Below are 25,997 nucleotides of genomic sequence, written 5' to 3'. Positions count from 1 at the left end.
CTTAACAGAAATGGGTATATCATATAAACGCCGCCGGTTTCATGATAACATCGTGAGCCGGCGTTTTTTTGCGGGGATTTCTAAGTATGCTTTATAGAACACCAACAGATTCGATAGCCCGTTGAGCTAACTGGAAGAATAAAGTAACTATTTCATTGCTTTTACGTTCATATATATGGGGCGATTTGGATGGGGGCATGCAGGGACAAATGTAAACATTGCGTTAAGAGATGCCTGAGCTTAAAAATGGGTGTAATGCTAGGAGTGAGTAACCATTTATGAGGAGTTATAAATATTTATTTATTCTGGTTGTTTTGCTTTTATCGGCTTGTCAATCATCAGAACAATTAAAGCCGATAAGAGAAGAAACTATAGATTTCGACATGAAAGTTGCAAATGAAATGGTTGAGAAGAAAGAAACAATGATCATTGATTTAGCCCTGAGAGAAAAGGTGTCAATAAAAGAATACGAGGAATTAGAGAAATCTTTAACCGCAGAGTTTGGAAGCCATGCTAGGGAAATTTTAACGATATTATTTAACCATAATTCAGATTCCGAGCCCACGTCAGATATGTATATACAACAGAACACTTTATACCCAACTGTCTTCCATGAAGGAATAACTATAACAAACGCGGTCATTTATAAGAGCTATTACGAGAATGAGTTTTATAACGAAACTAGATTAAGCATTAAGGAAGAATATATGGGTGATGATGAGAAGTTAAAAGATTGGAAACGAGAATACATCTTTATTCCGAACGAAAATGGGGAGTGGAAACTAAATGGATTTTCTGGAGTTATGAATTTTCTGGGAGAAGATTACAATATGAACTATCTAGTGTTAAGACCGATTACCGAATGAGACCAAGAATGTATACCGATTTCCGATGCCAAAATAAGAAGGGTGAGTTGCGACATGATTAAATGTGAAATTCTTGTAAGAGACACCACTTTTTTAGCTGGATTCAGTTTCTCGGGACCATTCCCGCAATCATTTCCTTCGGAAGCTGTTAACGTACAGCAATTACTCGAAAACAGAAAGTCCGATTTCCTACCGACAGTAAATACCGACATTGTTTTTAGTCCGTACTATGTGTGCGAGACTCTAGCTACATATTTTGCTTGTTACGAGGTGTCTGAAGGGGCTGCTATTCCTGAGGGAATGGTGACGTTCAAGCTCCCAGGTCATACTTATGCAAGGGTTACTTGCACCAACAAAACCATCACTGATGGATACGATGCGATATTTGATTGGATTCAAACTAATGGTCATAAGCAACTTAATGGAGCTTGTTCTATTGAAATATTTTATAAAAAGGATACAGAACAAGGGAAAGCTGAGATTTTAATACCTGTGGAGTAATCGTACGAAGCTATAAGAAATATTTTACAACTGAGGGGGACTTTACTTGGATCTTGTTGGTTATGGATTTGGAGGTATCTTCGTTCTTTTCATTTTTTTATCTTTCATTTTTTTCGTAATTCATATCGCTCTTTGCGTTTGGGCATATCGTGATGCAAGAAGGAAAGGTAAGAGTCCCGAATTTGCCATCATTGTTCTTATTGCTCTGTTTTTCTTTCCAATCTTAGGGTTAATCGTTTACTTATTAATTCGAAATGATGATAGTCTTCGCTTATAGCGTCCTAGCACCGGCAGTCAAAAAGCCGACCAGAAATGGTCGGCTTTCGCGTATCTATGGCAACCGACTCGGCGCGGGAAGCAGATTCATTCGGTTCGAACAATCCGTTGCCTTTACCATTTACGATACCTGCGGTTGCGAATGCATTGATAGGCTCGGAAGCCCGGTATTGTATCGGAGTCGGCTTGTTTAATTTTCTTTGAGGTCGACAGTTGCTAAGGGGTACATTTCACATGTGGCCATGGTTTTTAATGTTTTTGATCATTAATTTTAGGCAAAGTAATTAATTTGTAATATTACCTTGACAGTCATAGTAGTATGCCGTATTATACAGATATGGAGGCGATGGTATGAGCGAGAACAAAATCACTTCCGACCTGCTGCGAGGACATACGGATACGATGATTTTACGGATCCTGTCCGAAGCAGACCGCTACGGCTACGAGATTGTTAAGCTCATTGCCGAGCGATCGGGCGGCGAGTACGAATTAAAGGAAGCGACGATGTACTCCAGCGTCAGACGTCTTGAGGTCGAAGGCGATATAGAGTGGTATTGGGGCGATGAATCGCAGGGCGGAAGGCGCAAGTATTTCAGGATTACGGAGAAGGGCAAGGAAGCTTACGCCCGCAACAAAAGCAATTGGGAGTATTCAAAACGCGTACTAGAAAACTTATTATGAGGGGACTTGACGAGATGAATCCGAAATTGACGAATTATTTGAACGGCGTATTTACGCCATACGATGGGGTAAAAAGCGTTACCGAATTAAAAGCCGACCTGCTCTCCGATTTACAAGAGAGGTACCGTGAACTAGTTGCCGAGGGCAAAGACGATGAAACGGCGTTTAACATGACCATTGATGGCATCGGCGACATCGAGGAAACGATACTGGAGGTCGCCAATATATCTCGCTCGCTGGAGCGGAAAGTCTTGACCAACTTTAGCGCGAGCAACTTGCCAAAAAGCGACTTTGCGGGCGTTATCGCGCATAAAGGACAATTTAATGCCAGCGCGTTACGCGGTGCCGACTTTGCGGGCGCGGACTTGACCGGCAGCTCGTTTAAGAGCAGCGACGTACGCGAAGCCAATTTTAACGGTACGAATCTGACTGACTGTATCTTTAACGCTGTTACGCTTACGAATGCAAGCTTTCATAAATCGATCCTTGTACGCACCAACATCAACGTTTCGGGGCTGGACGGCGTGAAATTCACGGGCGTAAAACTGACCGACGTCACGATAGCCAAGTCCGAGCTTAGAAAAACGATCTTTGATAACTGTATCTTTGACGGCGTGGTCTTCGATTATTCCGACCTGAGCGGGCAGTGTTTTGACGGGCAAACCTTTATCGGCGTTAAGTTCGACAAGTCGGCATTAAACGAAGCTTCGTTTAAGGGCGCTACGCTCAAAAATGTGTCATTTCAACCGTATTTTTCATTGACCAACAAGTATTACCGCTCTATCAAAACCATCTGCTTCGACGGTGCTTTCATGGATAAGCTGACCTATGCTTGGCTAAAAGGCATGGGAGCCGAATTGTCGAAAGTTACGGTTATCTAATCTTGCGTCCCTTTAAGCTTGGCTGTAATTGGCATTTTGTTTAGTTATCTCTCCGAATGAAGCAGACTGCAGCGGCAGTCTGCTTTTTCCAGTGAAGTGTCGACGGAAGGCGATATGGGAGGTTACCGATTCCAAGCCATCAACATCTGTCCTTTCTTGCCGCCCGCTGCGCTCGAGCGATGCGCTTCCGCGGCGCCCTCGGCACTGAACGGGAAAATCCGGTCAATATGCACCTTCAGCTTCTGCTCCTTGACAAGTCTAATCAGTGAAGCCCAATCGCTGCCGTTCGGTGCTACCCGGACAAATAATGCCTCTATTCCACGAATGATTGGTTTTTGTCCGATTCCCGGGGATACGAGGGAGAGAAGTTTGCCCCCGTCCTTTAGTACTTCGTAGCTTTTGCGTTCAGTCTCTCCACCGTCTCTAACCATATCGAGCACGAGGTCGACCGGGCTGACCGCGCGCGTAAAATCGTTTGCCACGTAATCGATTACCTCATCAGCCCCCAGTTGCCGGACGAATTCATGATTATCGGAACGCGCCGTAGCCACTACGTAAGCTCCATGCTGTTTGGCCAACTGAACGGCGATATGCCCTACAGCCCCGGCGCCTGCGTGAATGAGAATGCGGTGCCCCGGCTTCAGTTGGCCGTATTGGAATAGGGCCTGCCAAGCGGTCAATCCTACGCCTGATAACGCTACAGTTTCCTCGAATGAGAGCATGGGAGGGATTGCCGCAAGCGCTTTTTCATCGATGGCCACCTCATCCGCATAGCCTCCGCCAACAGCCGTTAGTCCGATTACGCGATCGCCTGGTTTTACCATTGTTACCTTTTCTCCGATTTCCCTCACCACTCCGGCGATTTCAATTCCTAGAACATGCGGCAACTGCAGGGGAACGATATCGCGGAACCCACCAGAGAGGAACAGATAGTCTCCGGAATTGATTGTTGTGACATACATATCCACCAGTGCTTCTGTTTCTTTCAACTCGGGCTTAGCCAGCTCCTGCTCCTGCAATACCGTAGGATCTCCATAATCAACCATCACGACTGCTTTCATATTGGTTCCTCCTATTCATGAGCATCTATTGTGCCCTGATCTATTTAGGAGTATAGTATTCGCAACCATTTTACCCAAGAGTAAAACTACACCTAGGCTAGAGGGGGAGAAAACCGTGAATGGCAACCGTAGTCCGCAATATTCATTTCTGAATGCGACAATGGAAGAAATAGAGGCGCTTCGGACAAAGCGTCAACGTCTATATGCCGACCAAACCCATCCTTCTTTAAAACGGTTCACGCAGCAAGAGCTAAATGACGAGGCATGTCCAACGTATAAGAACTTGCTAATCGGACGTTCGCACCGTCTGCCGGATCGTCAAACGCTGCTTCGAATAGCCGATTATCTGGAATGCACCCTCGAGGAACGCAATGATCTGCTCGTCGCTGCAGGGTATCTTCCGATTCATTCCGAAATGACTAGACAATCCTTGGAGAATGATCTGAAACAGGCGCAACAAATGATGAGCCAATTATCTCTTCCAGCCATGATCGTAACGCCGACGCTAGATATTCATGAGTTTAATGACTCATTCCGCCATTTATTTGATGTCTCCCACGAAACCTTTAACAAGCGAGGTATGAATCTGTTCGATTTTCATTTTAATTCAGATTTCCCTATTCGATACCGCTCCACCTTTAATGAGGCATCGTTCAGGCAGTGGGAGACTCATGCTATTCAGGGGCTCCAGGCTTTCAAACGGAACCATCTGCTTTCCCGTCATGAGGACTGGTATCAAAGGCTGATTCAAAAATTACATCAATATGAAGATGCCGCTAAGTATTGGAACGTGGAGCGGAACCAACCGGAACCCCAAGATAACCATGCCAGAACCATCCTAGCCAGAACGGCAAGCACAGGTGAATGGGTTCCCATCCGTTATAAACAGACCTTTCTTTCTGTCGGCAGAACAATGCACACCCGAATCGGGGTTTTCTTGCCGGATGACGAGCCGGCACGCAAGATTTTTGAAGACTTTAGTTGTCTTACACATTAACGCGGAGAACTTCGTGGAGTCTTCGGCTTTCGATCGTGCTTAATTGTCTTCCATGCTTAAAAAGAGTAATATCATGAGATTGGAAATCAAGAGGATGGCCGGTAATCACGCTGTTCTTAACATAGAAGGAGTGAGCTTGATGAATAAATTACAAGATCATTATGCCACGGTACCCGCCGAGAAGCTAAAGAGCTTCGTTGCTTCCCTGACCCAGCAGGCCGGAATGTCGGAAGAGAAGAGCCTGCTACTGGCGGATCTACTTGTCGAAAATGATTTGCGCGGCGTCTTCAGCCATGGATCGAGACAAGTTGCCACGTATGCACGCATTATGCGCGACGGGCTGATCAATCCGAATCCCGATGTGAAGGTGATAAGCGAAACCCCCGCGACTTTGCTGGTCGACGGCGACGGGGGCTTGGGCTATTTTCCCGCTTTTCGGGCAGCCGAGCTGCTTGTCGAGAAGTGCCGGGCATGCGGAATCGCCGCCGCGGTTACCAGGAATCACGGACACATCGGGGCGGCGGGCATTTATTCCCGGGTGCTGGCCGAGCACGATTTGATCGGTTATGTGACATCCGGACATCAGTTATCCTTAAACGCGGACCAATCCATCATGAAAGCGGCGGGCGAATCCCCGATGTCGTTTGCCGTACCGGCAGGTGATTCATCCGCTATGGTATTGGATTTCGGAGCGATGCACGACTTGTACGAGGATTCTCCCCACAGGGAAGAACTGATCCGACTGACCCCGGGCTTGGTATTCCGAAACATGGGTTTGGGCTTCATGTGCCAAGCTTTGGGAGGTTTTCTGGCCGGCGTGCCGGTTGAACAAGAGCGGGCGACATATACGTTTAAAGGCGCCAATCAAGGATCGCTCATTATCGCTCTGGATGCAGCCAAGTTCGGTTCGTTAGATGCTTTCAAAGACGAGATGGACCGGTATATGCAGCTGACGGCGGAAATGCAGCCGCTCCCCGGCTTTGACCGGGCTACCTTACCTGGAGTTCTGGAAGCCGAGCGTGAACGGAAATGGGGCGCAAGCGGCATCCCAATCGGCGAAGAGCACAGGAGCGTATTGGAGCAAGCTGCACGGGAGTTCGGCATCGAGCTTCCTTTTTAAGGTAAGTTATTTAGTCGAGTAAGAGCATTGAGCATTAGGCTACGGTTAAAAGGTGATTCCGTGTTGAACAGGGGTCATCTTTTTTCATTTGGCAAAACTACGATTCTATCAATAAAAAGGCTCCAACCAGCATATATAGGTGATATCCGTTCGGATTTGGTTGAGGAGGATATCATGATGCCTATGTTACCTAGCGAACATTATTTCGGTAAGTTAGAGCTTGTATTTTCATTTTATGGAGCTATGCCAACAGGGGTTAGCGTTTCGGAATCCGGCCGGTTTTTCATCTGCTTTCCGAGATGGGGGGACGACGTTACATTTACGGTGGCGGAAATTGTCGGGGGTAAATTGAAACCTTATCCGAATATAGAAACGAATGCGGTAAATCCATGGGATGTCGCAATGTCTTTCGTCAGCGTCCAAAGCGTATTCGCCGATGGAAGGGGAACGCTATGGGTATTAGATACGGCAGCACCTAATTTAACCGAACCTATTAAAGGCGGGGCAAAATTAGTCGCTGTAGATTTAAAGACAAATACGATAAGGAAGGTATATACATTTACGGAAGACGTGGTCCTGCCAACAACCTATCTGAATGATGTGCGATTTGATTTTCGTGTCGGTAAAGCAGGTTTTGCCTATATAACGGATTCGTCTTCCAAAGGACCGGGAGCAATTATTGTTCTGGATTTATACAACGGAAATGCGTTTAGGCGGTTAAATGGAGCATTTTCTACCTCGCCCGATCCTTATTTTCTGCCGAAAGTAGAAGGTAAAATTTTAATGAATCGAAATAAAGACGGCTCGACTTCTCCCTTTAGATTTGCGTGTGATGGAATTGCGACTTCCCCTGACGGTAAGACTATATTTTTTTGTCCGCTGTCCAGTCGTCAACTATACTCGATCTCGGCAGAAAGTATAAGAGACAGAACAATACCGGATACGGCTTTAAGCGATCATGTAAAGTATTGGGGAGAAAAGGGAGCGTCGGACGGAATGATGTCCGATGCGCAAGGAAACGTGTATGCGGGGGACTATGAAAACAACAGCGTTCGAAAAATATTCCCGAATGGCAGGATGGAGACCATCGCGCATGATCCGAGAATTCTATGGCCGGATACTTTTTCGATCGGTCCGGATCGATACTTATATTTTATCGTGAACCAATTACATCGCCAGGCGAATTATCATTATGGAATAGACCTACGGCAAAAGCCTTATAGTTTACTTCGTCTGAAAATCGATGAATTACCCGCCCCTATGAGCGGATAACCTTGGATACATTAGCGGCGCGTACGAGAAAATAAGACATAAGCTGACTAGTTTAAGGTCTATAATGGCATTAGATCAACAAAAGGAGCAACAAATCATGAAACGAAAAATAATTTTAGATTTAGCAGTTACTTTAGACGGTTTTATCGAAGGGAAGAACGGTGAAGTCGATTGGTGTATTATGGACCCTGAGATGGGGTTTAATAGTTTCTTAAATCAAATCGATACCATTTTGTATGGAAGAAAAAGCTTTGATTTATGGGGACGATATGTTCCGGGAATTGATCAAACCGATTCTGACAAAGAATTGTGGGGATTAGTTCACAGTAAAGAAAAGTACGTGTTTTCCAGGACGCAAAAAGGGACCGATGATAAAGTCATATTCATAAACGATAATATTCTTGAAGAAGTAAATAAATTAAAGAATAAGCCCGGCAAAGACATCTGGCTCTATGGCGGAGGAAGCCTTATTACGACCTTTATTCATTTAGGGCTTGTCGATGAATTCAGACTATCTGTTCACCCCGTTATCTTGGGAGAAGGAAAACCGTTGTTTAATGATATAAAACAGAGGCAGAGTTTAAAAATGGTTAATGCCAATAAGTTCTCCTCAGGTGTAGTGCAACTAATCTATCATTTGAATGGGTAATAACGTTTCAACGACGAAGACATTTTGAGCGAATTAGTGACGATTTGAAGTTTTTGCATTTAGTTGATATGATTAGTTCTCAAAATTGACTGTGTGTGACTGGCGGAGCATGGGTAACCATGAGGGAGCACATGGATTACAAGCCGTACGCCTGGGCAGAGGTAAGGGGATGTCACATCCCCTTACCTCTTTATGTTTCGATCGAACTAGAAAGGGATGATAAGATGACAACGGAGAAATTAATCTTGGATGGTAATCGAGTCGCAGCCGACATTAAGGAATCATTGTTATTCAGAATTAATCGCCTGTCTGCAAAAGGAATTATCCCATGTTTGGCGACGATATTAGTCGGCGACGATCCGTCATCCGCTACCTACGTAAGGATGAAAGGAAACGCATGCCAGCGACTAGGTATTCAATCTATTCGTGTTGTTCTTCCAACGAACACCTCGACGGATGAATTAATTGCGGTAATTAGTAAATTAAATGCTGACCCTAACGTACATGGAATACTGTTACAACACCCCGTTCCTAAGCAAATAGACGAAAGAGCAGCATTCGAAGCAATAAATATAGAAAAGGATGTAGACGGGGTAACCACTCTGGGATTTGCTCAGAACGCCTTTGGGTTAGCCGATTTTCCGTCATGTACGCCAGCGGCGATAGTTGCTATTTTAGACTATTACAATATTTCTATTGAAGGGAAGCACGCTGTTGTCATTGGAAGAAGCCCGATCCTTGGAAAGCCTGTATCCCTAATGCTTTTAAACAAAAATGCAACTGTAACGACATGCCATTCCAAAACAACGAATTTAGTGGATGTGGTTCGTTTAGGCGATATCGTAGTGGCAGCGGTTGGTAAGCCGAAATTCGTTCAGGGTGATTGGATAAAACCAGGGGCTGTTGTATTAGATGCCGGTTATAATGTTGGTAATATTGGGGATGTTGACTATGATGCTTGTTTAAAGAGAGCTTCGGCGATTACGCCGGTTCCGGCAGGTGTCGGTCCGGTTACAATAGCAACATTGCTTAAACACACGGTTGAAGCCGCCGAAAAATTAGAGCAACAACAAATTATTCAATAAAACAGCAGCAGTCTAGGACTTTAATTTCTTGTCCAGGGCTGCTGCTGTTTCGATTCTTAGTCTGCTATTCCAGGCACATCTCCTGCAAAGCTTCCCGCTGTTCCTTCCGCAAGCCGAATTCTTCGGCCAGATACGAGTCGACACTGCCATACGTCGTCTTGATAGATCCGAAGACCGCTTCCATGAATTCTTCTTTCACGCCCAGCATTTGCTCGATATTGCGCAATTCCGCTTCATCTACATGTTCTGCAAACCGGCGCAACTGTTCACCATTATAAGCTTTCATCATTTCATTGGTCAGCAGATAGTCCTCCATGATCGTTTCTTCCGGAACGCCGAGGGCGAGCAAAATCAGCGCGGACCCGACACCTGTACGGTCTTTACCCGCCGTGCAATGATGAAGGAGCCCCAGCCGATCAGGGAGTCGGATAAGATCCATAAGCCGTTTGTAGGATGGATTATTGATCGCAATCTTCGAATAGAGTTCAATCAACATGGCGTCTGCGCGAAATTTTTTGAAAAAGCCGCTGTTGACCATATCTTCAATAAAGTGTTGGCTTCGGTCCCGGCTCTCCATCTTGCCGGGCATATTGATCCGCGTGACTTGATCCTCGGGAACAGCCGATAACCGTATATTAAGGGCGCCGGCTATCGCCGGATCCGGCTTATGGCGCGCTTCGCCTTCATCGCGGTAGTCGAATATCGTTCTTATATTGAGAGTTCGAAAAGCGGTTAGATCTTGCTCTGTCAGGGCAGTCAATTCATCGGAGCGAAAAAATAGACCGAATTTGACCTTTCTTCCGTCGGCCGTTCGATAGCCGCCCATATCGCGAAAATTATTCGTGCCTTGGAAGGGAATAATTCTATTCATGCCTGTACCTCATCCTTTCGAATAAAAAAGGCCAGGGATGCGGTTGAACATCCGGGCTGAAGCCCCTCAACCGATCCCTGGCTCGGTGAATCCTGATGTTATTGCTGTGTTTTCGCCCACTCGTCAAGCTGCTTCTGTTTCTCGGCTACGATTTTATCGGCGCCGGCAGCCTTCAATTTAGCTATGAACTTCGGCAGATTCTCCCCGGGATCGAGCATCCCCGTCTCAAGACCGAGGGCATATTCGGAAACCGCGTTAGAGACCGCAGCTACTTCCGTCTTCACATTGTTCACATCGAATACAAAACCCAAAGCCTTCGATGGTGTCGCGTTCTTGTTAAATTCGTCTACTTTCTGCCACTTGTCCGGGTTTTCCGTTGTCCAGGTGTAGGACAGGAACTGATTGCCGAACAAATAGGATAAGTTGAAATTATAACCGACGTTCGTAGCATCGACACCCTGTGGATAATCGATTACATTGTCCGACTTCTTCACGTAATCCTTGCCTTCGATTCCCCAGGCGAGTAGATTGAACAGTTCTTTGTCCGAGTAGAGCAGGTTCATTAGCATCATCGCCCTGTCCGGATCCTTGGAGCTATTCGGAATCGCCCACATGGAATTGTTAATCGTATCGGAGGTCGCATGATCGGCGGTCAGTCTGACACCGATCATCTCCGTGCCGACAACCCGGGAGATCGTTGAGTCAAAGTCAGGCATCATATTCCCCAAGAACGCAAACGCCTTCCCGGCCTTCACGAGCTCGATGCCGCTTTGTTTGCTTGTGGCAGCATCCTTCAGCACGTAATCGGCTTGAAACCATTTGTGCATCAAATCCAATTCATTTGCATATTGCGGCGTTTCATACCAGTTGGCCACTTTCAACCCGTTATCGTAATCCGGAAGCACGCCGATGCTACCGCCTAGTGGGTCAAAGGGAAGGTAACCAGCATAAAACGGCGAAGTTCCCGGGTTTTTGGCAACAAGCGGCGTTACATCCGGTTCGTTCTCTTTGATTGTCTGGAAGACGGTAGTCAAATCGTCCAGCGTCTTGATCTTCGTTACATCGATATGGTACTTGTCGACCATATCTTTACGCATCTCAATACCGTAATAAGAGGCCATGTCCTTGATTGTCGGAACTGCATAGGTTTGACCGTTTACTTCAGCGGCCGATAATTGGGCGGGCGTCACTGCCGCCTGGATGCCGGAACCGTATTTCGTTATCAGTTCGTCGAGAGGAAGGTACACGCCGCTTGCCGCTCGAGTGGGATAATTGAATAAAGTGGAAGCGATCATCAGATCCACCTTCTCGCCGCTGGTAAGCATCAGGTTCGATTGTTCTCCCCATTGGCTGCTAGCTATCGGCATCACCTTGATCGTGGCATTGATTTTTTCTTTCAGAATTTTGTTCATGGCTTCCTCGACTTCGGGCAAATCCTTCTGATCATTGCCCCAAAAAGCGATCTTAAGCTCGTATGGAGGCAAGTCCGCTGCGTTTGACGTCGACGAAGATGTTGCTTCAGCTGACGATGAACCGCTATCGTTTTGGGTGTTGCTCGCATTACTAGCGTTGTCTGAGTTATTCGAGCCGCAGCCTGCCAGCAGCATACCCGATGCGAGCAGGACTGTCAGTCCCGCTTGCACTGCATTTCGTTTCTTAAACATGAAATGAAATCCTCCTAAGAAGTAGATGTTATATGCCAACCAGCATAAGACTGGATAAGGCCTTACCCTTTAATTGCGCCAATCGTCAATCCCTTCACGAAATAGCGCTGAAAGAACGGATACGCGATTAGAATCGGAACGATCCCGATGACCGCCATCGCCATGCGCACCGTCTCCTTCGGAACGTCAGCAAATATATCCCCCGAATTGCCGGAAAAGTTGCTGCTGGTCAGAAAATCGAAGTCGAGCAGAATGCGGTTCAGCAGATTTTGCAGACTGAACAGCTTGCTATCGGTAATATAGATCATGCCGTTAAACCAATCGTTCCAATAATGAATCGTCTGGAACAGTCCGACGGTAGCCAGAATCGGCATCGACAAGGGCAGTACGATCTGAACGAATGTCCGGAATTCACCGGCACCGTCAATGTTGGCCGACTCGATTACGGGAAACGGTATCGAAGATGCGAAAAACGTGCGCATCATCATGACATAGAAAGCGTTCATTAGCAGACCCGGTACGATCAGAGCAAGGAGCGTGTTCTTCATATCGAACAGTTGCGTGTAGACCAAGTATTGAGGTACCAACCCGCTGTTAAGCAGCATTGTGAAGAATACGACAAACGACCAAAACCTGCTGAATGGCATATCCTTTCGCGATAGCGGGTAGGCCAGCAGCGCCGTAATGATCAGGCCGGTAGCGGTCCCGATCACCGTAATGGCGATTGTAATTCCGTACGCGTGCAAAATCCGGTCGATATCGTGCCACAAGTACTGATATGCAGCCATGCTGAAGGCCCTTGGAAAAAAAGAATACCCGTGACGAAGAATCGACTGCTCGTCCGTAAAGGATGTGATGAACAGCAGAATGAACGGAAGCAGGCAAAAGGCCGACAAAATGAGCAGCACGATGTGGACGAACCATTGCCATATGGAATTTTTCGTTTTCATGCGAGCCACCCTCTAAAATAATGCATGATCTTTGTTGATTTTTCTGACCACGAAATTGGACAACAGCACCAGCACGAAGCCGACAAGCGATTGATACACACCGGCAGCCGAGGACATGCCGACATCGCCAAGCGTCATCAGGGAGCGGTAGACATACGTATCGATGACGTTGGTCGTCGATTGCAGCGCGCCCGCATTCAGCGGCACCTGGTAGAACAGGCCGAAGTCGGAGTAGAAGATGCGGCCGATCTGCAATAGAGTCATAATCGTAATCACCGGCACCAACAGCGGAATCGTGATTCGTTTGATCTGCTGCCACTTGTTGGCCCCGTCTATCATCGCCGCTTCATAATACTCGGGATCGATCCCGATAATCGAGGCTAAGTAGATTACGCTTAAGGAGCCCGCGCTGACCCAGATATGAACGGAGGTCAGAATATAGGGCCAATAACGCGGCTCGCTGTACCAGGAGATGTCCGGCAAGCCGAGCATCGGCAGTATCGTTTGACCCAGAAAGCCAGAATCCGCACTAAGCATCGCATAGACGAGATAACCGACGATGACCATCGAGATCAGGTAAGGAAGCAGGATAACGGTCTGATAAAAGCGCGATAGCCGCTTTTTCCTGACCTCATTGAGCAGAATTGCCACGCCGACTGGCACGATTAGGTTCAAGCAGATGAAGGCGGCGTTATACAGAATGGTGTTTCTGGTAATGAGAAGCGCATCGGATGTCTTGAATAGATACTCGAAGTTTTTGAGTCCAATCCAATCGCTGCCGAAGATACCCTTGGTATAGTTGAAATCTTTGAACGCAATAATGACACCGAACATCGGCAAGTAGTTATTGATCAAGAGGTAGAGGAGGCCTGGTACCATCATGAGCCCTAAGGCAGCGTATCGCCGTGACTTTCTCGCCTTTGTGCCGACCGCTAGCAGCTTCATTTCGATTTTCCCTTCTTTTAATGCTAGTCTGCGAAGCGCGATAGTTCCACACGGAACAACTCTTCGTTTGGAGTCGGCAGAATAATCGTTTGAACGGTTGCTTGAAGGTCCGTCACGGTGACGAGGTTATAGCTGCAGAAGTTGTAGCCTGCGGCTATGCCGTCGCCAATTCGTTTCCCGATATAGGCAGAACCGCTTGCGGCTATATTGAGAATGCCGTCATAGAGCCCCACGTTGTTCGAATGCACGTGGCCGGCGAAGACGCCGATAATATCTCGTCCGGTTTTTAGGACTTTGCTGACTTCCTCAGCGTTCCTCAAGTTATACTTGGCCCCTATGTCGTTGACCCTCAACATCGGATGGTGAACGGCGATGACGGTACCGTGCGGCGCCGTTGTTTTCATCTCTTCGGCCAGCCAATCCAATTGCTCTCGGTCGATTAGGCCAAAGCCGGAAGTCTCGCCGGGCACTTCCGAGTCAAGTCCGATCAGACGCATGCCGCCGATTGTCGTCGAGTAGTAATACGGTCGCTCGGAAGGCGTCTCGCCAAGATAGCCTTCGCGGAAAGGCGAACGACGGTCATGGTTGCCAAGAATGACATGGACGGGCGCGTCAACAAGCGCTGAGCCTTCGTCAACCAGCTTGCGAATATAGGCATAATCCGCCTCATTGCCATCAAACGCAAGATCGCCGGTTATGACGACAAAAGCGGGCGAGAAGCCGGAGGTTTTCACGTCCTGAAATACTAGTTTGAGCTTGTCCGTCATGCTCACGCTCGAATAATTCTGGCCAGGCGCATTCATATGAGGATCGGTTATTTGGACGAATTGTACGGACTTCATCTTTTCTACCTCCGATTTTGTTTTTCTATCTTACATACATGAATATAAATCTTGTATGTAAAGAGAGTATTAATGCGGTTTTAGGTTTTTGTAAAATAACTTTATGATGCAAAAGTAGCAATATTATTGGAATGGGAAGAGGATGTGGAAGGAGCTAAAAAGACCGCCTCATCGCATTGGCAATGGGAGGCGGTCTTAGGTTTTCCATATAATAGAAACTCTACTACAAGTATCGTACCAATTCCTCGCGGATATTCCTCATTGACTCGACAATCGCCTTCTTAGCTCCCGTCATATTGCCTTCGGAAAGAAGACGGTATACCTCTTGGTACAGTTTTTTACTTGTATAGGGGCGGTTCGGGCTGTTGACGGTACGGTAAACGACGACGAAAAACAGGATTTTATCTTTATACATATCGAACGTCTGCAAGATACTCCGGTTATGCATGGTTGCCAGTAGCGCCCGCATGAATAACAGCCCGTTTTCATAGTACTCGCGGTAACGTTTCTGCTCGGCAGCCTCAATAAGGTTATCCAGATACACCTTCATTGTCGGCAGATCTTCCTCGAATTGTTGAGGCTCCACAACGTCCAGCACGTAGACGTATAGCGCCGTCATCAAGTCAAACATGTCGTATAACTCTTTGATATCGACACCTTTAACGAGTATGCCGCGCTTCTTGAGCGTTTCGACGTAGCCTTCCCGAGATAGCAATGCCATTGCATCGCGAACCGGCGTCCGGCTCATATTCAGTTCTGTTGCGAGCTCATTCTCAGAGAGCATGGTTCCAGGCAAATAGTCGCCGTTCAGCAGCTTTTGGCGGATTTGGCGGTAAGCGATTTCCACCAGGGGTAAATCGGACATGATTAACGGCTCCTTTTTCACGAATAATCGCGCGGCGTTTACTATATCCAAGAATTATCGATCTTGTATGTAAGATGAGTGTCATTGGGATATTAATTATGTGTAAATTTTCTGCCGTTAAAACAACAGTTGACGAGAAAAATTAGAGAATATAGAATTGAAATAAATTGCGCAAATATTTTCCTAAAGGCAGGGCTAGAAGATATGGCTGAGAAAATAACGGAGTTTGCATTGTTGAAGGATGAATTTTGGTGGGGCGGGGCTATTCACGATGGCATTCGTATGCCTTACGGCACAATCGATGTCGAGCACGATTTGAGCAACTTACTGGAGAATTCCGGAGCTCCTTTTCTCATATCTAACCGAGGTAGGTATATATGGCAAAATAGGCCATTTCGATTCGAATTTCGTTCCGGGAAACTGAGCATCGGTTGCGAAGAAGAAGTAAACCTACACGAGGGGCATGTTACGCTGTCGGAAGCTTTCCACGAAGCGGCAGGCAAATACTTTCCCGCGATTGGACGTATGCCCGATCCGCTTGCGATTACCGCGCCGCAATATTGCACTTGGATGGAGATGCATTACGAACCGACGCAACAGAAGACATTGGACTATGCGAGGGAAATTATCCGACAAGGCTTCCCGCCGGGCGTGCTAATTATCGATGATAACTGGATGGAGGATTACGGGACTTGGAAATTCAATCCGAGCCGTTTTCCGGATCCTAAGAGCATGGTCGACAAGCTTCACGACCTGGGATTTAAAGTCATGCTTTGGGTATGCCCGTATGTTAGCCCGGACAGCCGAACGGGGAGGTCGCTTGGGAAGCAAGGCTTTCTGGTCCAAGATGAAAAAGGAAAAACGGCCCTCCGAAGATGGTGGAACGGTTGCAGCGCCGTATTGGATTATACGCACCCCGAAGCGTGGACGTGGTTTAAAGAAACGTTGGACGGATTGGTGGAGCAATACGGGATTGACGGCTTCAAATTCGACGCCGGAGACCCCGCGGGTGATCCGAATAGCGAATGGGCAACGGGTTTTCAATGGAAGGGGACAGATATTCCCAATGAGGATTGCGCGGCCTATAGCCGATTAGGGCTGCATTATCCGCTAAGCGAATATCGCGCAAGCTGGAAGATGGGCGGAGCGCCGCTCATGCAAAGATTAAGGGATAAACCGCATAGCTGGGGCAAAGACGGCATTCGGATGCTGATTCCGAATTCGATCGCGCAAGGACTTGTCGGCTTTGCGTTTAATTGCCCGGATATGGTCGGAGGCGGTTGGGACGGAGATTTAGGCGGCAATGCGTTCGATCCGGAATTGTTCGTGCGTTACGCGCAATGCGCGGCGCTGTTTCCGATGATGCAATTTTCTACGGCGCCATGGAAAGCGTTGGACGAACGGATGGCGTCATACTGCCTAGAAGCGGTGAAGTTGCGGGAAAGCCTGGGGGCGGAATTGCTTTCGCTCGCGGACGAAGCGGGGAGGAAAGGGACTCCTATCCTGCGAGCAATGGAATTCGTGTTCCCGGGACGGGGGTTCGAATCCATAAAGGATCAGTTCATGGTAGGAGACGAGATTCTAGTTGCCCCCGTGCTGGTAAAAGGAGCGGCAAGCAGGCAAATTATTTTCCCGGAGGGGGAATGGGTCGGGGATGACGGGAGCCGAGTGGTTGGGCCGGTCAATCTTCGGGTGGAAGCCCCGCTTTCGCGGCTTCCTTGGTATCGTCGCGAGATAAGATCCGTTTGACTCTTATTCCAGCTCTCATTAATATGAAATGGTAGGTTGTACCGGACGGAGGAGATGTTCCCATCAAGCTCAAAGAAATCGCCGATAAGGCAAACGTATCGATCAGCACCGTGTCCCGCATCATTAATAACCAAGGTAATTTTAGCGAGGAAACAAGACGCAAGGTGATGGAGCTTGCGACCGAATATTTGAAGCCGGGTATCTCTCCGTCGAGATTTGCGGGAATCGCTTATAGCATTGCCGTTTTCGTTCCCGAAGCCAATGATTTTTTCGATAACGATCCGGCTTCCTCTGCCGACTTGAACGACTTGAAGGAGCAATTCGAAGCGCAAGGACATCAATTTCATATGACGACCCATAACGCGGAACTTTCCGTTTCTTCGTCGGCTTATCGATTGCTGGGGGAGAAGAAGATCGACGCGGCAGTGGTGTTCGATCCGTCTATAGACGATAAGCTGGTCGACGAGCTTGTTAATCGAGGCATTCCTTATTTGGTGACGAACGGCAGAAGCTATGATCGTTCGCAGAACTTCATCGATTACGATAATCGTAAAGGCGCATCCGATGTTATTCATTATTTACATGGGCTTGGCCATCGGAAGATCGGCTTAATCGCCGGACCAAGCCGACATTTGGTGAACGAAAATCGCCTGCGCGGATGTCGGGACGCCTATCGAGAATTGGGTCTTGAATGGGACGATTCCAGAGTGCTGACCGGCGCCTTCGATCCGGGGCACGGATATCAAACCGTTAAGGGGATGGTTGCCGAGCATCCCGATATTACGGCCATATTCGCGTTTAATGACATGATTGCCTTTGGAGCCATGAAAGGGTTGTCCGAGCTGAAGCTCAAAATCCCGAAGGACGTATCGCTTGTCGGCTTCGACGACTTGAAGCTATCCGAGTTCATGATGCCGCCCCTTACGACGGTGAGAAGATTCAGGTACGATATTAGCCAATTGATCGTCAAAATCATAACGGAGTTAATTACGAACAAATATATATCGGAAGTCAATATCAGCCTTAAGACGGAGCTTATCGAACGGGAATCGTGCGGTAAAGTAAAGTGAAATAACGAATAGGGCTCATTGGCTTGAATAACGATGATTACCATCGTTCCGGACAGCGGGCACCTAAGTAGTCAAATAAATATGAACAAAACCGAGGGGTTACTCCCTCGGTTTTGTCATATTATCCATTCTACTTGGCTATCAGAAAGTATATATTTTTGCGTTCTTTATACTCATCTGATAGCTCGATACAAACGTTTACTGCCGTCCCAAGGACGGCGAAGCCGTTTTACTTGTAGAGCGAAAGGCTTTCATGTCGACGACTTCGCCGCCGCGAAGGCGGGATTGCTCTGCGGCAAACGCCATGAAATGACTTTCCAGAGCGGAATCGGCGGAAGTGAGATTGCTCTCGAATCGCCGATCCCGCAGATCGGACAGAAATTGCCGCATGATTTCATCATCGCCGCCTTGATGGCCGCCATCCCCTACCTTTGTTTGAATGACAGAGCGGATTCCCCCGGAAAACTCGAAGAGATCTATTTCTCCCTTAACGAGATCCCCGCGTATTTCTCCTTTGGTTCCCATGATTTGAACGATCCGGTTAATGTCCCTAGTAAAACCGCACATGCTGAACATGACCGTGGCGCCATTCTCGAACTCCATGTTTACGATTTGGTGATCGACGACATTGTTATCCGTTCGATACACGCACTTCCCGTAAGGTCCGGACGTAATGGCGTTCATTCGGTTATCCGTGCTAGGCGGGTCGGCGATTAATTTGGCGAAGGGATTGTCCTTAATGTCTTGTAAATAAAACCGCAACGCGGAATAGGGACACGAGCTCTCTACCGCGCAGCCGTCCGTACATCGCTCCGTCGAGCCTGTTGGAGCATTTTCCAAACGGAAATGGCTTAGCGAGCCGAACGAACTGATTCGAGCGCATTCGGAGTCGACGAGCCAACGGATTAAGTCCATATCGTGGCAGGACTTGGCTAGAATCATCGGACTGGACTGATCGGAATTTCTCCAGTTTCCTCTGACGAAGCTGTGCGCGTAATGAAGATAACCTACGTTCTCGTTGTGCTGGATGGAGACGACGTCGCCGATTCGGCCGTCGGCGATCAGGCTCTTCATTCGTTGCCAGAATGGCGTATACCGAGAAACGTGACAAATCGAAAGCAGAAGCCCGCGTTTGCTTGCTTCTTTCGTTATTAACGAGCATTCCAGCGGGTCGGCGGACATCGGTTTTTCCAAGAGAACGTGATACCCCTTGCGCAAGGCTTGCATCGTCGGTTCAAAATGCATGCGGTCTTGCGTGCAAATCAGCAAGGCGTCGCAAAACTTGGGTTGCTCGAGCAATTGCTCCCAGGATAGGTATACTTGGTTTTCGTTTAACCGGAAAGTTTGTGCAAAGTCGGCTCTCCGCCGAGCATCCGGTTCGGCAACGGCAACGATTTCCGCTTCGTTCGGGTGCTGGAGAACATAAGGCATGTAACTTAGAAAACCGCGTGCTCCTGCGCCGATAACGGCTATTTTTTGTCTTTTCATGGTGCATCTCCACCTTTGCAATCAATATTTGCGCAAATTTTTATTTAATATTTTCCTAATAAATATTTAACATGGATTCAGTGAAATTGAAATACGTTCTTAAAAATGTGGTGATAATCTTAAAAATTCGGCATTTATTTGTGGTCTGTGGATGTTTATGATGAAGAAGTCAACAGTGCTATTGATGTTATGGATGAGAAAATTTGCGCAAATTTTCTCGGATGAGTATTTCGATGAGGATAATTCTTGAGGGGGAAATGTAGATGTGGCACAAAAGTAAAAAATCGACCTTCTTGTTGGTCGCCATTCTCGCGTTCACGATGATTATGACGGCTTGCAGCGGAAACGAGAAAAATAACGGAAATCAAGCCGGCGAGTCGGCTTCGAACGAACAATCCAGCCAACCTGCAGGCGAACAACCGGCCAAGGAAGTCACGCTCAGCTACACGATTTGGGATATGATCCAACAGCCTGCCATGGAAGCAATCGCCAAAGAATTTACGGAGCAGCATCCGAACATTAAAGTCAAAGTCGAGGTTATCCCTTGGGGCGACTATTGGACGAAAATGTCCGCCGCGGCTCCCGCGGGCACGTTGCCGGACGTATTCTGGATGCATGGCGGTCAATTCATTAAATACGCGACGGGCGGATTCCTCGAGCCGATTACGGACAAAGTGCAAGCCGGCATTATCGACTTGAATAATTACGCGTCCAACCTGGGTTCCATCTACACGCTCGACGGTCAAAACTACGGCGTGCCTAAAGATTTCGATACGATCGGGCTTGCCTATAACAAGGAATTGTTCGACCAAGCAGGCGTTCCTTATCCGGACGATACTTGGGATTATAATAAACTCGCGGAAGTCGCGAAAAAATTGTCCCATCCGGACAAAGGAATCTACGGCTTCGCGGCAAAGCTGGACACGCAAGTCGGCTACTGGAACGACATGTTGGCGAACGGCGGATATATTCTGAACGAGGACATGAGCAAATCCGGATATGACGATCCTGCTTCCATCGAAGCTCTGAAGTTCCGTTATCAAATGGTGCTGGACAAAGCCTCCCCGACGCATCAGCAACTGACGGATACCGATTCCACCGAGATGTTCAAGTCCGGAAAGCTAGCCATGATCTTCGAAGGATCTTGGCGCAACGTGGATATCGACAGCAGCGAAATCATCCATGGCAAATGGAACTGGGCTCCGCTTCCGAAAGGCAAAGTAAAACGCGGCAACATCATTAACGGTCTTGGAAACACCATGTCCGCTGCGGGCAAGAACAAGCAAGAAGCCGGATTGTTCCTCGAGTTTCTCGGTTCCAAACGCGCGGCGGAAATTACCGCGGAGATGGGCGCGGCAATCCCGGCATTCAAAGATACGCAAGCCGCTTGGGTCAAATCGAAACCGGATTTGAATTTGCAAGTATTCATCGATCAAGCGTCCGATGCGGTTCCTTATCCTAGCGGTTCGAAATCGTACCCGGTTTGGTTCGCCAAAGAATCGGAAATCATGTCTCAGGCATGGGGCGGAGCGATCTCCATAGAAGAAGGCGCCAAAAAAGTGGCGGAAATGATGAATCAAGCAATCGCCGAAACGAAATAACGAATAGACAGATTAGCGTCGAAGGCATTCCATCAAGACGGAATGCCTTCGGCAATCGGGAGAGGTGGCGGCGATGAATTCTAGAAGCAGGAATATGTGGGCGTACTTTATGGTTGCTCCCACTTTAATCGGCACGTTGGTGTTCTGGAGTTGGCCGGCCTTCTATTCTATCTATCTCGGTTTCCTGAAGTCCGAGAATTTCGGGCTAGTGAACCATTGGGTCGGGTTTGACAACTACCAAAAGCTGTTCAAGGATGAAGAGTTTTGGCAAAATCTTAAAAACACGCTTAAGTACATGGTGTTATTCGTACCCTCTACGATAGTTCTATCTACGTTTTTTGCCGTGTTGCTGAATGCGAAGATCAAGGGGCAATCCGCTTACCGGGTCATCTTCTTCCTCCCGCAAGTCACGATGCCCGCAGCTGCGGCCATGGTATGGGTCGTACTGTTCGCTCAAGATTACGGCCTCTTGAACCATGTGCTCGGTACTCGCGTTTCATGGCTGTCGGATCCTCGGTTCGCCATGTACTCCGTCGTTTTAGTAGGAGTATGGGCGGCGATCGGGTTCAACATGCTGCTCATTCTGGCAGGATTGCAGGGGATTCCCAAAACGCTTTACGAGGCGGCGGAAATCGACGGCGCCGTCAGGTTTAATAAGTTTCGCTACATCACGTTACCCTTGCTGACGCCTACGCTCTTTTTTACGACGGTCGTGCTGATGATCGGCGCTTCGCAAATTTTCGACTCCATCTATTTGCTAATCGGGAAGACCAATGTAGCGTTGCCATCCGTTAGATCGCTTGTATATGCCTATTATCAAAATTCATTCGTCTATTACGACCAAAACTATGGCGCGGTCATCGTTAATATCTTGTTATTCATTAATCTAATCCTGACGGGACTTCAGTTTCTGTTCCAGAAAAAATGGGTCGTTTACGACTAGGGAGGCATGAGATGAACGGCAGCGAAACGTTATCCAACAAAAAAACGAATATCGTCATCCATGCGGTGCTTATCGCAACTTCCGTCGTCATGATCGTGCCTTTTATCTGGATGCTGCTTACTTCCGTTAAGACGCCTATGGAAGCGACGCAAATCCCGGTGAAAATCTTCCCTGACGTATTGCGCTGGGGAAGCTATACGGAGGCGTTCGTACAATCGTCGTTCAAATACTACTATTTCAATACGGCATTCTCGGCCTTAATGAAGACGGTGTTCCCGATCATATTCAGCTCGATGGCGGCATTCGCCTTCGCGAGAATTCGATTTCCGGGAAGAGGGATATGCTTTTTCGTCATCATTTCGGTCATGATGGTACCCAACCCGGTCTTCTACACGCCGCAATATTTAATGATGAGCAAGCTGGGATTGGTTAACACGGTGACGGCTCTATGGATCGCCGCTCTCATCAGTCCGTTCGCGACTTTTTTGCTCAGGCAATTTTTCCTCGGAATATCGAAGGAGTTGGAGGAGGCAGCCATTCTGGACGGTTGCAATCCGTTCCAAATCTACTGGCACATTATGCTTCCGCTCGTGAAATCGGCGTTAGTCGCGGTAGTTATCATTCAAATGTTATGGGCTTGGAACGAATTGCAGTGGCCGCTGATCATCAATAGTTCTCCGGAAAAGCTGACGTTATCCGCGGGGCTGGCAACTCTCGTTTCCAAATTCGCCACCAACTATCCCGTACTGATGGCCGGAGCATTCATGGCCGTTATTCCGATGATCCTCTTGTTCTTTGTTTTCCAGAAGCGGTTTATCGAAGGCGTGGCTTTCAGCGCACATAAAGGTTAAGGCGATAAAAAGGGGCTTGAAGACGGCCCCTTTTTTTAACCGCGACTTGAAAGCGCTTTACAAATAAATAAGAGGAGGAATTATGATGAGAGGAAGAATGAGGTGGCCTGGCATGATGAGCTTGTTGGCTGTGCTGGTTGCCGCAGGGGGGGCGGGGTGGCCGAGTAAAGATGCTCGCGCCGCCGTGGGGACTTTGACGGTCAACTTGTCCGAGACATCGGAAGCGTTCAAGAATCCCAATATGGGATTTAGACCATCGGTGTACATCGGAAGCACGAACTTTCCGGACAAAGAGTATACGTCGATCTACAAGCATTACATTCCGTATACGGCTTTGGAAAACTTGGCTTCCGACTCGGTGCAAAAAATTAAAGATTGGAGCAATACGGCCTGGGCGGGGCTGGAAAATCGCAACCTGAAAGTCGTGCCCCGGGTTGTCATCGTTTATCCGAACGTGGGAGAGTACTGGCCGGACGGCATACCGCATACGGATACGGCGCAGCGATGGCTTTCGGATACGTACAAGAACAGGATGATCGCGTTCATAGGCAAGCTCGGTCAAGCGTGGAATAACGATCCGCGAGTCGCCGCCATCGAGTTCGGCTTATTCGGCAATTGGGGCGAGCAGCATATATGGCCGGATAAATTCTCCGACAATACGGACCGTATTCCCCTAAGTATGCAGCAAGCGCTTGGAGATGCCTATGTGAACGCGTTTCCGAACAAAAAGGTCATGGTGCGTTACCCGGATACGTTCGTCGGTTATCCGTTCGGGATCCAATGGGATTCGTTCGCTCTGCCGGACGACGTCTCGGGCGGGAACGGGGAAATCGCGAGAGATACGTGGAGAACGCAAATCAACAGCGGCGAGGTGGCCTACGATTGGGGCGATCAATCCAACCTCGGAGGCAGTCCCGACGGCACGTTAGGCAGCGTTAACAACACGAATTACGTCATCGACTGGATCATGAGAACCCATACCTCCAGTCTGGGGTGGATCGCGGAGTACAATGCGGGCAACTCTGCCGTTGCGGCCGGGGCGACTTCGATGCAGAAGAAGCTCGGTTACCGTTACGTCATTAACCAGGCTTCTTACTCCGGCAGCGTCCAACCGGGAGGGACGATGAACGTCGCGTTTAACGTAACGAATAAGGGGTCGTCGCCGTTCTATTATAATTGGCCGGTCGAAGCAAGCTTGCTGAGAGCGGATAAGTCGGTAGCGTGGAAAGGCGTATTCACCGCGGATATTCGCCAATGGTTGCCTGGAACCGATTGGAACCTAAGCACGAAAACGTATAATAACGCGCCGGCATCGAATGCCGTTTCGGGATCTTTTACGATTCCGAGCGGTTTGGCGAACGGAACGTATACGCTTGCGTTGGCCATTTTGGATCCATCGGGCTGGAAACCGAGCGTTAGATTCGCGAATACGAACTACTACTCGGGCGGCCGTACGCCGATCGGGAAAGTCGGTATCGGAGGCGACCCGAGCGATCAAAATTTAGGTTCATTCAATAGCCTGAAAAGCGATAACACGTTATCTTACAACTTGACTAGCGGGGCGTACGACGGCGGATTAAGCGGCGGAGGCGGAGGCGACACTCAAGCGCCGACGGCTCCAGCGGGTTTAAGCAACGCGGGCGTTACCTCGAGCAGCGTTTCGTTATCTTGGAATGCCGCTACGGATAACGTGGGAGTCACGGGTTACGACGTTTACCGCGGAAGCAGTCTCGTCGGGACGACGGCGGCGACTTCCTTTACGAATACGGGATTGGCGGCAAGCACCTCGTACACTTTTACCGTAAGAGCGAAAGACGCGGCGGGTAACGCCTCCGCGGCGAGCAACGCGGTGACAGCAACGACATCGGCGAGCGGAGGCGGAGGCGGGACCGCATCTTACGAGGCGGAAGCGACGGGCAATACGTTGGCGGGAGGCGCGTTAGCAGGCTCTTGCGCCAGTTGCTCGGGAGGAAATAAGGTAGGTTACGTCGGCAACAACAGCGGGACTCTTCAATTCAACGGGGTAAGCGCGGCAGCCGCCGGATCGGCGACGTTGACGATTTCCTATTTGAACGGCGATGCCAGCAGAACCGCCCAATTGAGCGTGAACGGCGGAACGGCCGTTGCCTTAACCTTCCCGAGCACGGGGAGCTGGACGACGGTAGGCACCGTGCAAACGCAAGTAACGTTGAATGCGGGCAACAACACGATCAAGCTTTCCAATTCTAGCGGTTGGGCTCCCGACTTTGATCGGATCCAAGTCGGTACGAGCGGCGGCGGAGGAACGACGGGACTGTTGCTAGACAACTACGACAGTTCACCTTCGTGGCCGAGCAACAACGACTTAGGGAAATGGACGGGAGCCAACAGTTTCCTCAATGGCGCCGGGGTTATTGAAAGCGGAGCCTTGAAGCTTCAATACAACAATAACGGTTGGTTGGGAAGCGACGTGACTCAAAGTCTGACGGGTTATACGAAGATGGTTATACGGGTGAAAGGTGCCGCGGGCGGCGAGCAGTCGCATTTCCGCATCGCGATCGGCGGCGTGGAGAAGACTCTGGCGGAGTTTAGCGGCAACACGGTTACGACTTCTTACAAAGATATCGAAATCGATTTGGTAGCGAACGCCGTGAATCGCAACGCGCCCGGACAGCTAACGATGACGTTCTGGCATGGCGGAAGCGGGACGGTATGGATCGATGAAATCAGGTTTGTATAAGTACGATTGCATCCAGGCTTCGCGCAAATAACATCTTAAATAGAGGAAGG

The 25,997-nt window shown here is 48.5% G+C and carries 25 protein-coding genes and 1 riboswitch; of the genes, 16 read left to right on the top strand and 9 right to left on the bottom strand.

Annotated elements, in window-relative coordinates; translation table 11 throughout:
- Positions 1–278: 278 nt before the first annotated feature.
- The 3 genes from DFP95_RS10600 (at position 279) to DFP95_RS29315 (ending at position 1,644) form a co-directional block, all read left to right on the top strand.
- Positions 279–866, top strand: coding sequence for a hypothetical protein (locus tag DFP95_RS10600; RefSeq protein ID WP_115992580.1), 588 nt, complete (start codon positions 279–281; stop codon positions 864–866).
- A 54-nt stretch (positions 867–920) separates the two neighbouring features.
- Complete coding sequence (locus DFP95_RS10595) at positions 921–1,367, top strand: GyrI-like domain-containing protein (protein WP_115992579.1); 447 nt, start codon at positions 921–923, stop codon at positions 1,365–1,367.
- 91 nt (positions 1,368–1,458) lie between these two features.
- Positions 1,459–1,644 (top strand): PLDc N-terminal domain-containing protein, encoded by a 186-nt coding sequence (locus DFP95_RS29315; protein WP_425453269.1) that lies wholly within the window; start codon positions 1,459–1,461, stop codon positions 1,642–1,644.
- Positions 1,645–1,648: 4 nt separating this feature from the next.
- Here the strand turns inward: DFP95_RS29315 and DFP95_RS29795 are convergent, their stop codons facing one another.
- Positions 1,649–1,795, bottom strand: a complete 147-nt coding sequence (locus tag DFP95_RS29795; protein ID WP_425453268.1) for an S-layer homology domain-containing protein — start codon at positions 1,793–1,795, stop codon at positions 1,649–1,651.
- Positions 1,796–1,994: 199 nt separating this feature from the next.
- Between DFP95_RS29795 and DFP95_RS10580 the strand changes: the two genes are divergently transcribed.
- Together DFP95_RS10580 and DFP95_RS10575 are read left to right on the top strand one after the other, a co-directional pair.
- A complete protein-coding gene (locus DFP95_RS10580; RefSeq protein WP_115992576.1) occupies positions 1,995–2,324 on the top strand; it encodes a PadR family transcriptional regulator in 330 nt (109 codons plus the stop codon).
- A gap of 14 nt (positions 2,325–2,338) precedes the next feature.
- The gene (locus DFP95_RS10575) at positions 2,339–3,205 is read left to right on the top strand and encodes a pentapeptide repeat-containing protein (RefSeq protein WP_115992575.1); all 867 of its coding nucleotides are present in this window, start codon (positions 2,339–2,341) and stop codon (positions 3,203–3,205) included.
- Positions 3,206–3,327: 122 nt separating this feature from the next.
- Here DFP95_RS10575 and DFP95_RS10570 read toward each other — a convergent pair whose 3' ends face one another.
- Positions 3,328–4,266, bottom strand: a complete 939-nt coding sequence (locus DFP95_RS10570) for an NADP-dependent oxidoreductase (RefSeq protein ID WP_115992574.1) — start codon at positions 4,264–4,266, stop codon at positions 3,328–3,330.
- A 115-nt stretch (positions 4,267–4,381) separates the two neighbouring features.
- Here DFP95_RS10570 and DFP95_RS10565 point away from each other — a divergent pair, with 115 nt between their 5' ends.
- The 5 genes from DFP95_RS10565 (at position 4,382) to DFP95_RS10545 (ending at position 9,389) form a co-directional block, all read left to right on the top strand.
- On the top strand, positions 4,382–5,263 hold the full coding sequence (locus tag DFP95_RS10565) for an MmyB family transcriptional regulator (RefSeq protein ID WP_245987527.1): 882 nt from the start codon (positions 4,382–4,384) through the stop codon (positions 5,261–5,263).
- A 139-nt stretch (positions 5,264–5,402) separates the two neighbouring features.
- Positions 5,403–6,383: an Ldh family oxidoreductase gene (locus tag DFP95_RS10560; RefSeq protein ID WP_181907347.1), complete on the top strand. Its 981-nt coding sequence runs from the start codon at positions 5,403–5,405 to the stop codon at positions 6,381–6,383.
- 174 nt (positions 6,384–6,557) lie between these two features.
- The gene (locus tag DFP95_RS10555; RefSeq protein ID WP_115992572.1) at positions 6,558–7,655 is read left to right on the top strand and encodes an L-dopachrome tautomerase-related protein; all 1,098 of its coding nucleotides are present in this window, start codon (positions 6,558–6,560) and stop codon (positions 7,653–7,655) included.
- Positions 7,656–7,719: 64 nt separating this feature from the next.
- Positions 7,720–8,304 (top strand): dihydrofolate reductase family protein, encoded by a 585-nt coding sequence (locus DFP95_RS10550; protein ID WP_425453266.1) that lies wholly within the window; start codon positions 7,720–7,722, stop codon positions 8,302–8,304.
- A gap of 85 nt (positions 8,305–8,389) precedes the next feature.
- Positions 8,390–8,468, top strand: a riboswitch (ZMP/ZTP riboswitch).
- Positions 8,469–8,528: 60 nt separating this feature from the next.
- Positions 8,529–9,389, top strand: coding sequence for a bifunctional 5,10-methylenetetrahydrofolate dehydrogenase/5,10-methenyltetrahydrofolate cyclohydrolase (locus DFP95_RS10545; protein WP_115992620.1), 861 nt, complete (start codon positions 8,529–8,531; stop codon positions 9,387–9,389).
- A gap of 64 nt (positions 9,390–9,453) precedes the next feature.
- On the opposite strand, the gene DFP95_RS10540 is transcribed toward DFP95_RS10545, so the two are convergent.
- The 6 genes from DFP95_RS10540 to DFP95_RS10515 all read right to left on the bottom strand — a co-directional run bounded on the left by DFP95_RS10540 (position 9,454) and on the right by DFP95_RS10515 (position 15,526).
- The gene (locus DFP95_RS10540) at positions 9,454–10,260 is read right to left on the bottom strand and encodes a tyrosine-protein phosphatase (protein WP_115992570.1); all 807 of its coding nucleotides are present in this window, start codon (positions 10,258–10,260) and stop codon (positions 9,454–9,456) included.
- A gap of 98 nt (positions 10,261–10,358) precedes the next feature.
- Positions 10,359–11,924, bottom strand: coding sequence for an ABC transporter substrate-binding protein (locus DFP95_RS10535; RefSeq protein ID WP_115992569.1), 1,566 nt, complete (start codon positions 11,922–11,924; stop codon positions 10,359–10,361).
- Positions 11,925–11,986: 62 nt separating this feature from the next.
- Positions 11,987–12,874, bottom strand: coding sequence for a carbohydrate ABC transporter permease (locus DFP95_RS10530; RefSeq protein ID WP_115992568.1), 888 nt, complete (start codon positions 12,872–12,874; stop codon positions 11,987–11,989).
- Between the two features lie 12 nt (positions 12,875–12,886).
- On the bottom strand, positions 12,887–13,819 hold the full coding sequence (locus tag DFP95_RS10525) for an ABC transporter permease (protein WP_245987525.1): 933 nt from the start codon (positions 13,817–13,819) through the stop codon (positions 12,887–12,889).
- Positions 13,820–13,842: 23 nt separating this feature from the next.
- Positions 13,843–14,661 (bottom strand): metallophosphoesterase family protein, encoded by an 819-nt coding sequence (locus tag DFP95_RS10520; protein WP_115992567.1) that lies wholly within the window; start codon positions 14,659–14,661, stop codon positions 13,843–13,845.
- Positions 14,662–14,884: 223 nt separating this feature from the next.
- Complete coding sequence (locus tag DFP95_RS10515) at positions 14,885–15,526, bottom strand: GntR family transcriptional regulator (protein ID WP_115992566.1); 642 nt, start codon at positions 15,524–15,526, stop codon at positions 14,885–14,887.
- 204 nt (positions 15,527–15,730) lie between these two features.
- Between DFP95_RS10515 and DFP95_RS10510 the strand changes: the two genes are divergently transcribed.
- Together DFP95_RS10510 and DFP95_RS10505 are read left to right on the top strand one after the other, a co-directional pair.
- On the top strand, positions 15,731–17,275 hold the full coding sequence (locus DFP95_RS10510; RefSeq protein WP_115992565.1) for a glycoside hydrolase family 31 protein: 1,545 nt from the start codon (positions 15,731–15,733) through the stop codon (positions 17,273–17,275).
- Positions 17,276–17,337: 62 nt separating this feature from the next.
- On the top strand, positions 17,338–18,345 hold the full coding sequence (locus tag DFP95_RS10505; RefSeq protein WP_342768203.1) for a LacI family DNA-binding transcriptional regulator: 1,008 nt from the start codon (positions 17,338–17,340) through the stop codon (positions 18,343–18,345).
- A gap of 198 nt (positions 18,346–18,543) precedes the next feature.
- On the opposite strand, the gene DFP95_RS10500 is transcribed toward DFP95_RS10505, so the two are convergent.
- Complete coding sequence (locus DFP95_RS10500; RefSeq protein ID WP_115992563.1) at positions 18,544–19,833, bottom strand: Gfo/Idh/MocA family protein; 1,290 nt, start codon at positions 19,831–19,833, stop codon at positions 18,544–18,546.
- A gap of 263 nt (positions 19,834–20,096) precedes the next feature.
- On the opposite strand from DFP95_RS10500, the gene DFP95_RS10495 reads away from it, so the two are divergent.
- The 4 genes from DFP95_RS10495 (at position 20,097) to DFP95_RS10480 (ending at position 25,947) form a co-directional block, all read left to right on the top strand.
- A complete protein-coding gene (locus DFP95_RS10495) occupies positions 20,097–21,434 on the top strand; it encodes an ABC transporter substrate-binding protein (protein ID WP_115992562.1) in 1,338 nt (445 codons plus the stop codon).
- A gap of 73 nt (positions 21,435–21,507) precedes the next feature.
- Entirely contained in the window at positions 21,508–22,377 is an 870-nt protein-coding gene (locus DFP95_RS10490; RefSeq protein ID WP_115992561.1) for a carbohydrate ABC transporter permease, read from the top strand.
- Positions 22,378–22,388: 11 nt separating this feature from the next.
- Positions 22,389–23,228: a carbohydrate ABC transporter permease gene (locus tag DFP95_RS10485; RefSeq protein ID WP_115992560.1), complete on the top strand. Its 840-nt coding sequence runs from the start codon at positions 22,389–22,391 to the stop codon at positions 23,226–23,228.
- Positions 23,229–23,310: 82 nt separating this feature from the next.
- Positions 23,311–25,947, top strand: coding sequence for a DUF4832 domain-containing protein (locus tag DFP95_RS10480; RefSeq protein WP_115992559.1), 2,637 nt, complete (start codon positions 23,311–23,313; stop codon positions 25,945–25,947).
- Positions 25,948–25,997 lie beyond the last annotated feature (50 nt).

The sequence above is a fragment of the Cohnella lupini genome, from assembly GCF_003386205.1.
Classification (GTDB): Bacteria; Bacillota; Bacilli; order Paenibacillales; family Paenibacillaceae; genus Cohnella; species Cohnella lupini.
This window is presented reverse-complemented; position numbering and strand designations above follow the sequence as displayed.

Bases quoted from the DNA above. Each gene is read 5' to 3' on its own strand.
- DFP95_RS10515 (WP_115992566.1), bottom strand. From the start codon at position 15,526: ATGTCCGATTTACCCCTGGTGGAAATCGCTTACCGCCAAATCCGCCAA.
- DFP95_RS10595 (WP_115992579.1), top strand. From the start codon at position 921: ATGATTAAATGTGAAATTCTTGTAAGAGACACCACTTTTTTAGCTGGA.
- DFP95_RS10500 (WP_115992563.1), bottom strand. From the start codon at position 19,833: ATGAAAAGACAAAAAATAGCCGTTATCGGCGCAGGAGCACGCGGTTTT.
- DFP95_RS10540 (WP_115992570.1), bottom strand. From the start codon at position 10,260: ATGAATAGAATTATTCCCTTCCAAGGCACGAATAATTTTCGCGATATG.
- DFP95_RS10490 (WP_115992561.1), top strand. From the start codon at position 21,508: ATGAATTCTAGAAGCAGGAATATGTGGGCGTACTTTATGGTTGCTCCC.
- DFP95_RS10510 (WP_115992565.1), top strand. From the start codon at position 15,731: ATGGCTGAGAAAATAACGGAGTTTGCATTGTTGAAGGATGAATTTTGG.
- DFP95_RS10555 (WP_115992572.1), top strand. From the start codon at position 6,558: ATGATGCCTATGTTACCTAGCGAACATTATTTCGGTAAGTTAGAGCTT.
- DFP95_RS10575 (WP_115992575.1), top strand. From the start codon at position 2,339: ATGAATCCGAAATTGACGAATTATTTGAACGGCGTATTTACGCCATAC.
- DFP95_RS10520 (WP_115992567.1), bottom strand. From the start codon at position 14,661: ATGAAGTCCGTACAATTCGTCCAAATAACCGATCCTCATATGAATGCG.
- DFP95_RS10485 (WP_115992560.1), top strand. From the start codon at position 22,389: ATGAACGGCAGCGAAACGTTATCCAACAAAAAAACGAATATCGTCATC.
- DFP95_RS10545 (WP_115992620.1), top strand. From the start codon at position 8,529: ATGACAACGGAGAAATTAATCTTGGATGGTAATCGAGTCGCAGCCGAC.
- DFP95_RS10580 (WP_115992576.1), top strand. From the start codon at position 1,995: ATGAGCGAGAACAAAATCACTTCCGACCTGCTGCGAGGACATACGGAT.
- DFP95_RS10570 (WP_115992574.1), bottom strand. From the start codon at position 4,266: ATGAAAGCAGTCGTGATGGTTGATTATGGAGATCCTACGGTATTGCAG.
- DFP95_RS10535 (WP_115992569.1), bottom strand. From the start codon at position 11,924: ATGTTTAAGAAACGAAATGCAGTGCAAGCGGGACTGACAGTCCTGCTC.
- DFP95_RS10480 (WP_115992559.1), top strand. From the start codon at position 23,311: ATGATGAGAGGAAGAATGAGGTGGCCTGGCATGATGAGCTTGTTGGCT.
- DFP95_RS10530 (WP_115992568.1), bottom strand. From the start codon at position 12,874: ATGAAAACGAAAAATTCCATATGGCAATGGTTCGTCCACATCGTGCTG.
- DFP95_RS10525 (WP_245987525.1), bottom strand. From the start codon at position 13,819: ATGAAGCTGCTAGCGGTCGGCACAAAGGCGAGAAAGTCACGGCGATAC.
- DFP95_RS10495 (WP_115992562.1), top strand. From the start codon at position 20,097: ATGTGGCACAAAAGTAAAAAATCGACCTTCTTGTTGGTCGCCATTCTC.
- DFP95_RS10600 (WP_115992580.1), top strand. From the start codon at position 279: ATGAGGAGTTATAAATATTTATTTATTCTGGTTGTTTTGCTTTTATCG.
- DFP95_RS10550 (WP_425453266.1), top strand. From the start codon at position 7,720: ATGGCATTAGATCAACAAAAGGAGCAACAAATCATGAAACGAAAAATA.
- DFP95_RS10560 (WP_181907347.1), top strand. From the start codon at position 5,403: ATGAATAAATTACAAGATCATTATGCCACGGTACCCGCCGAGAAGCTA.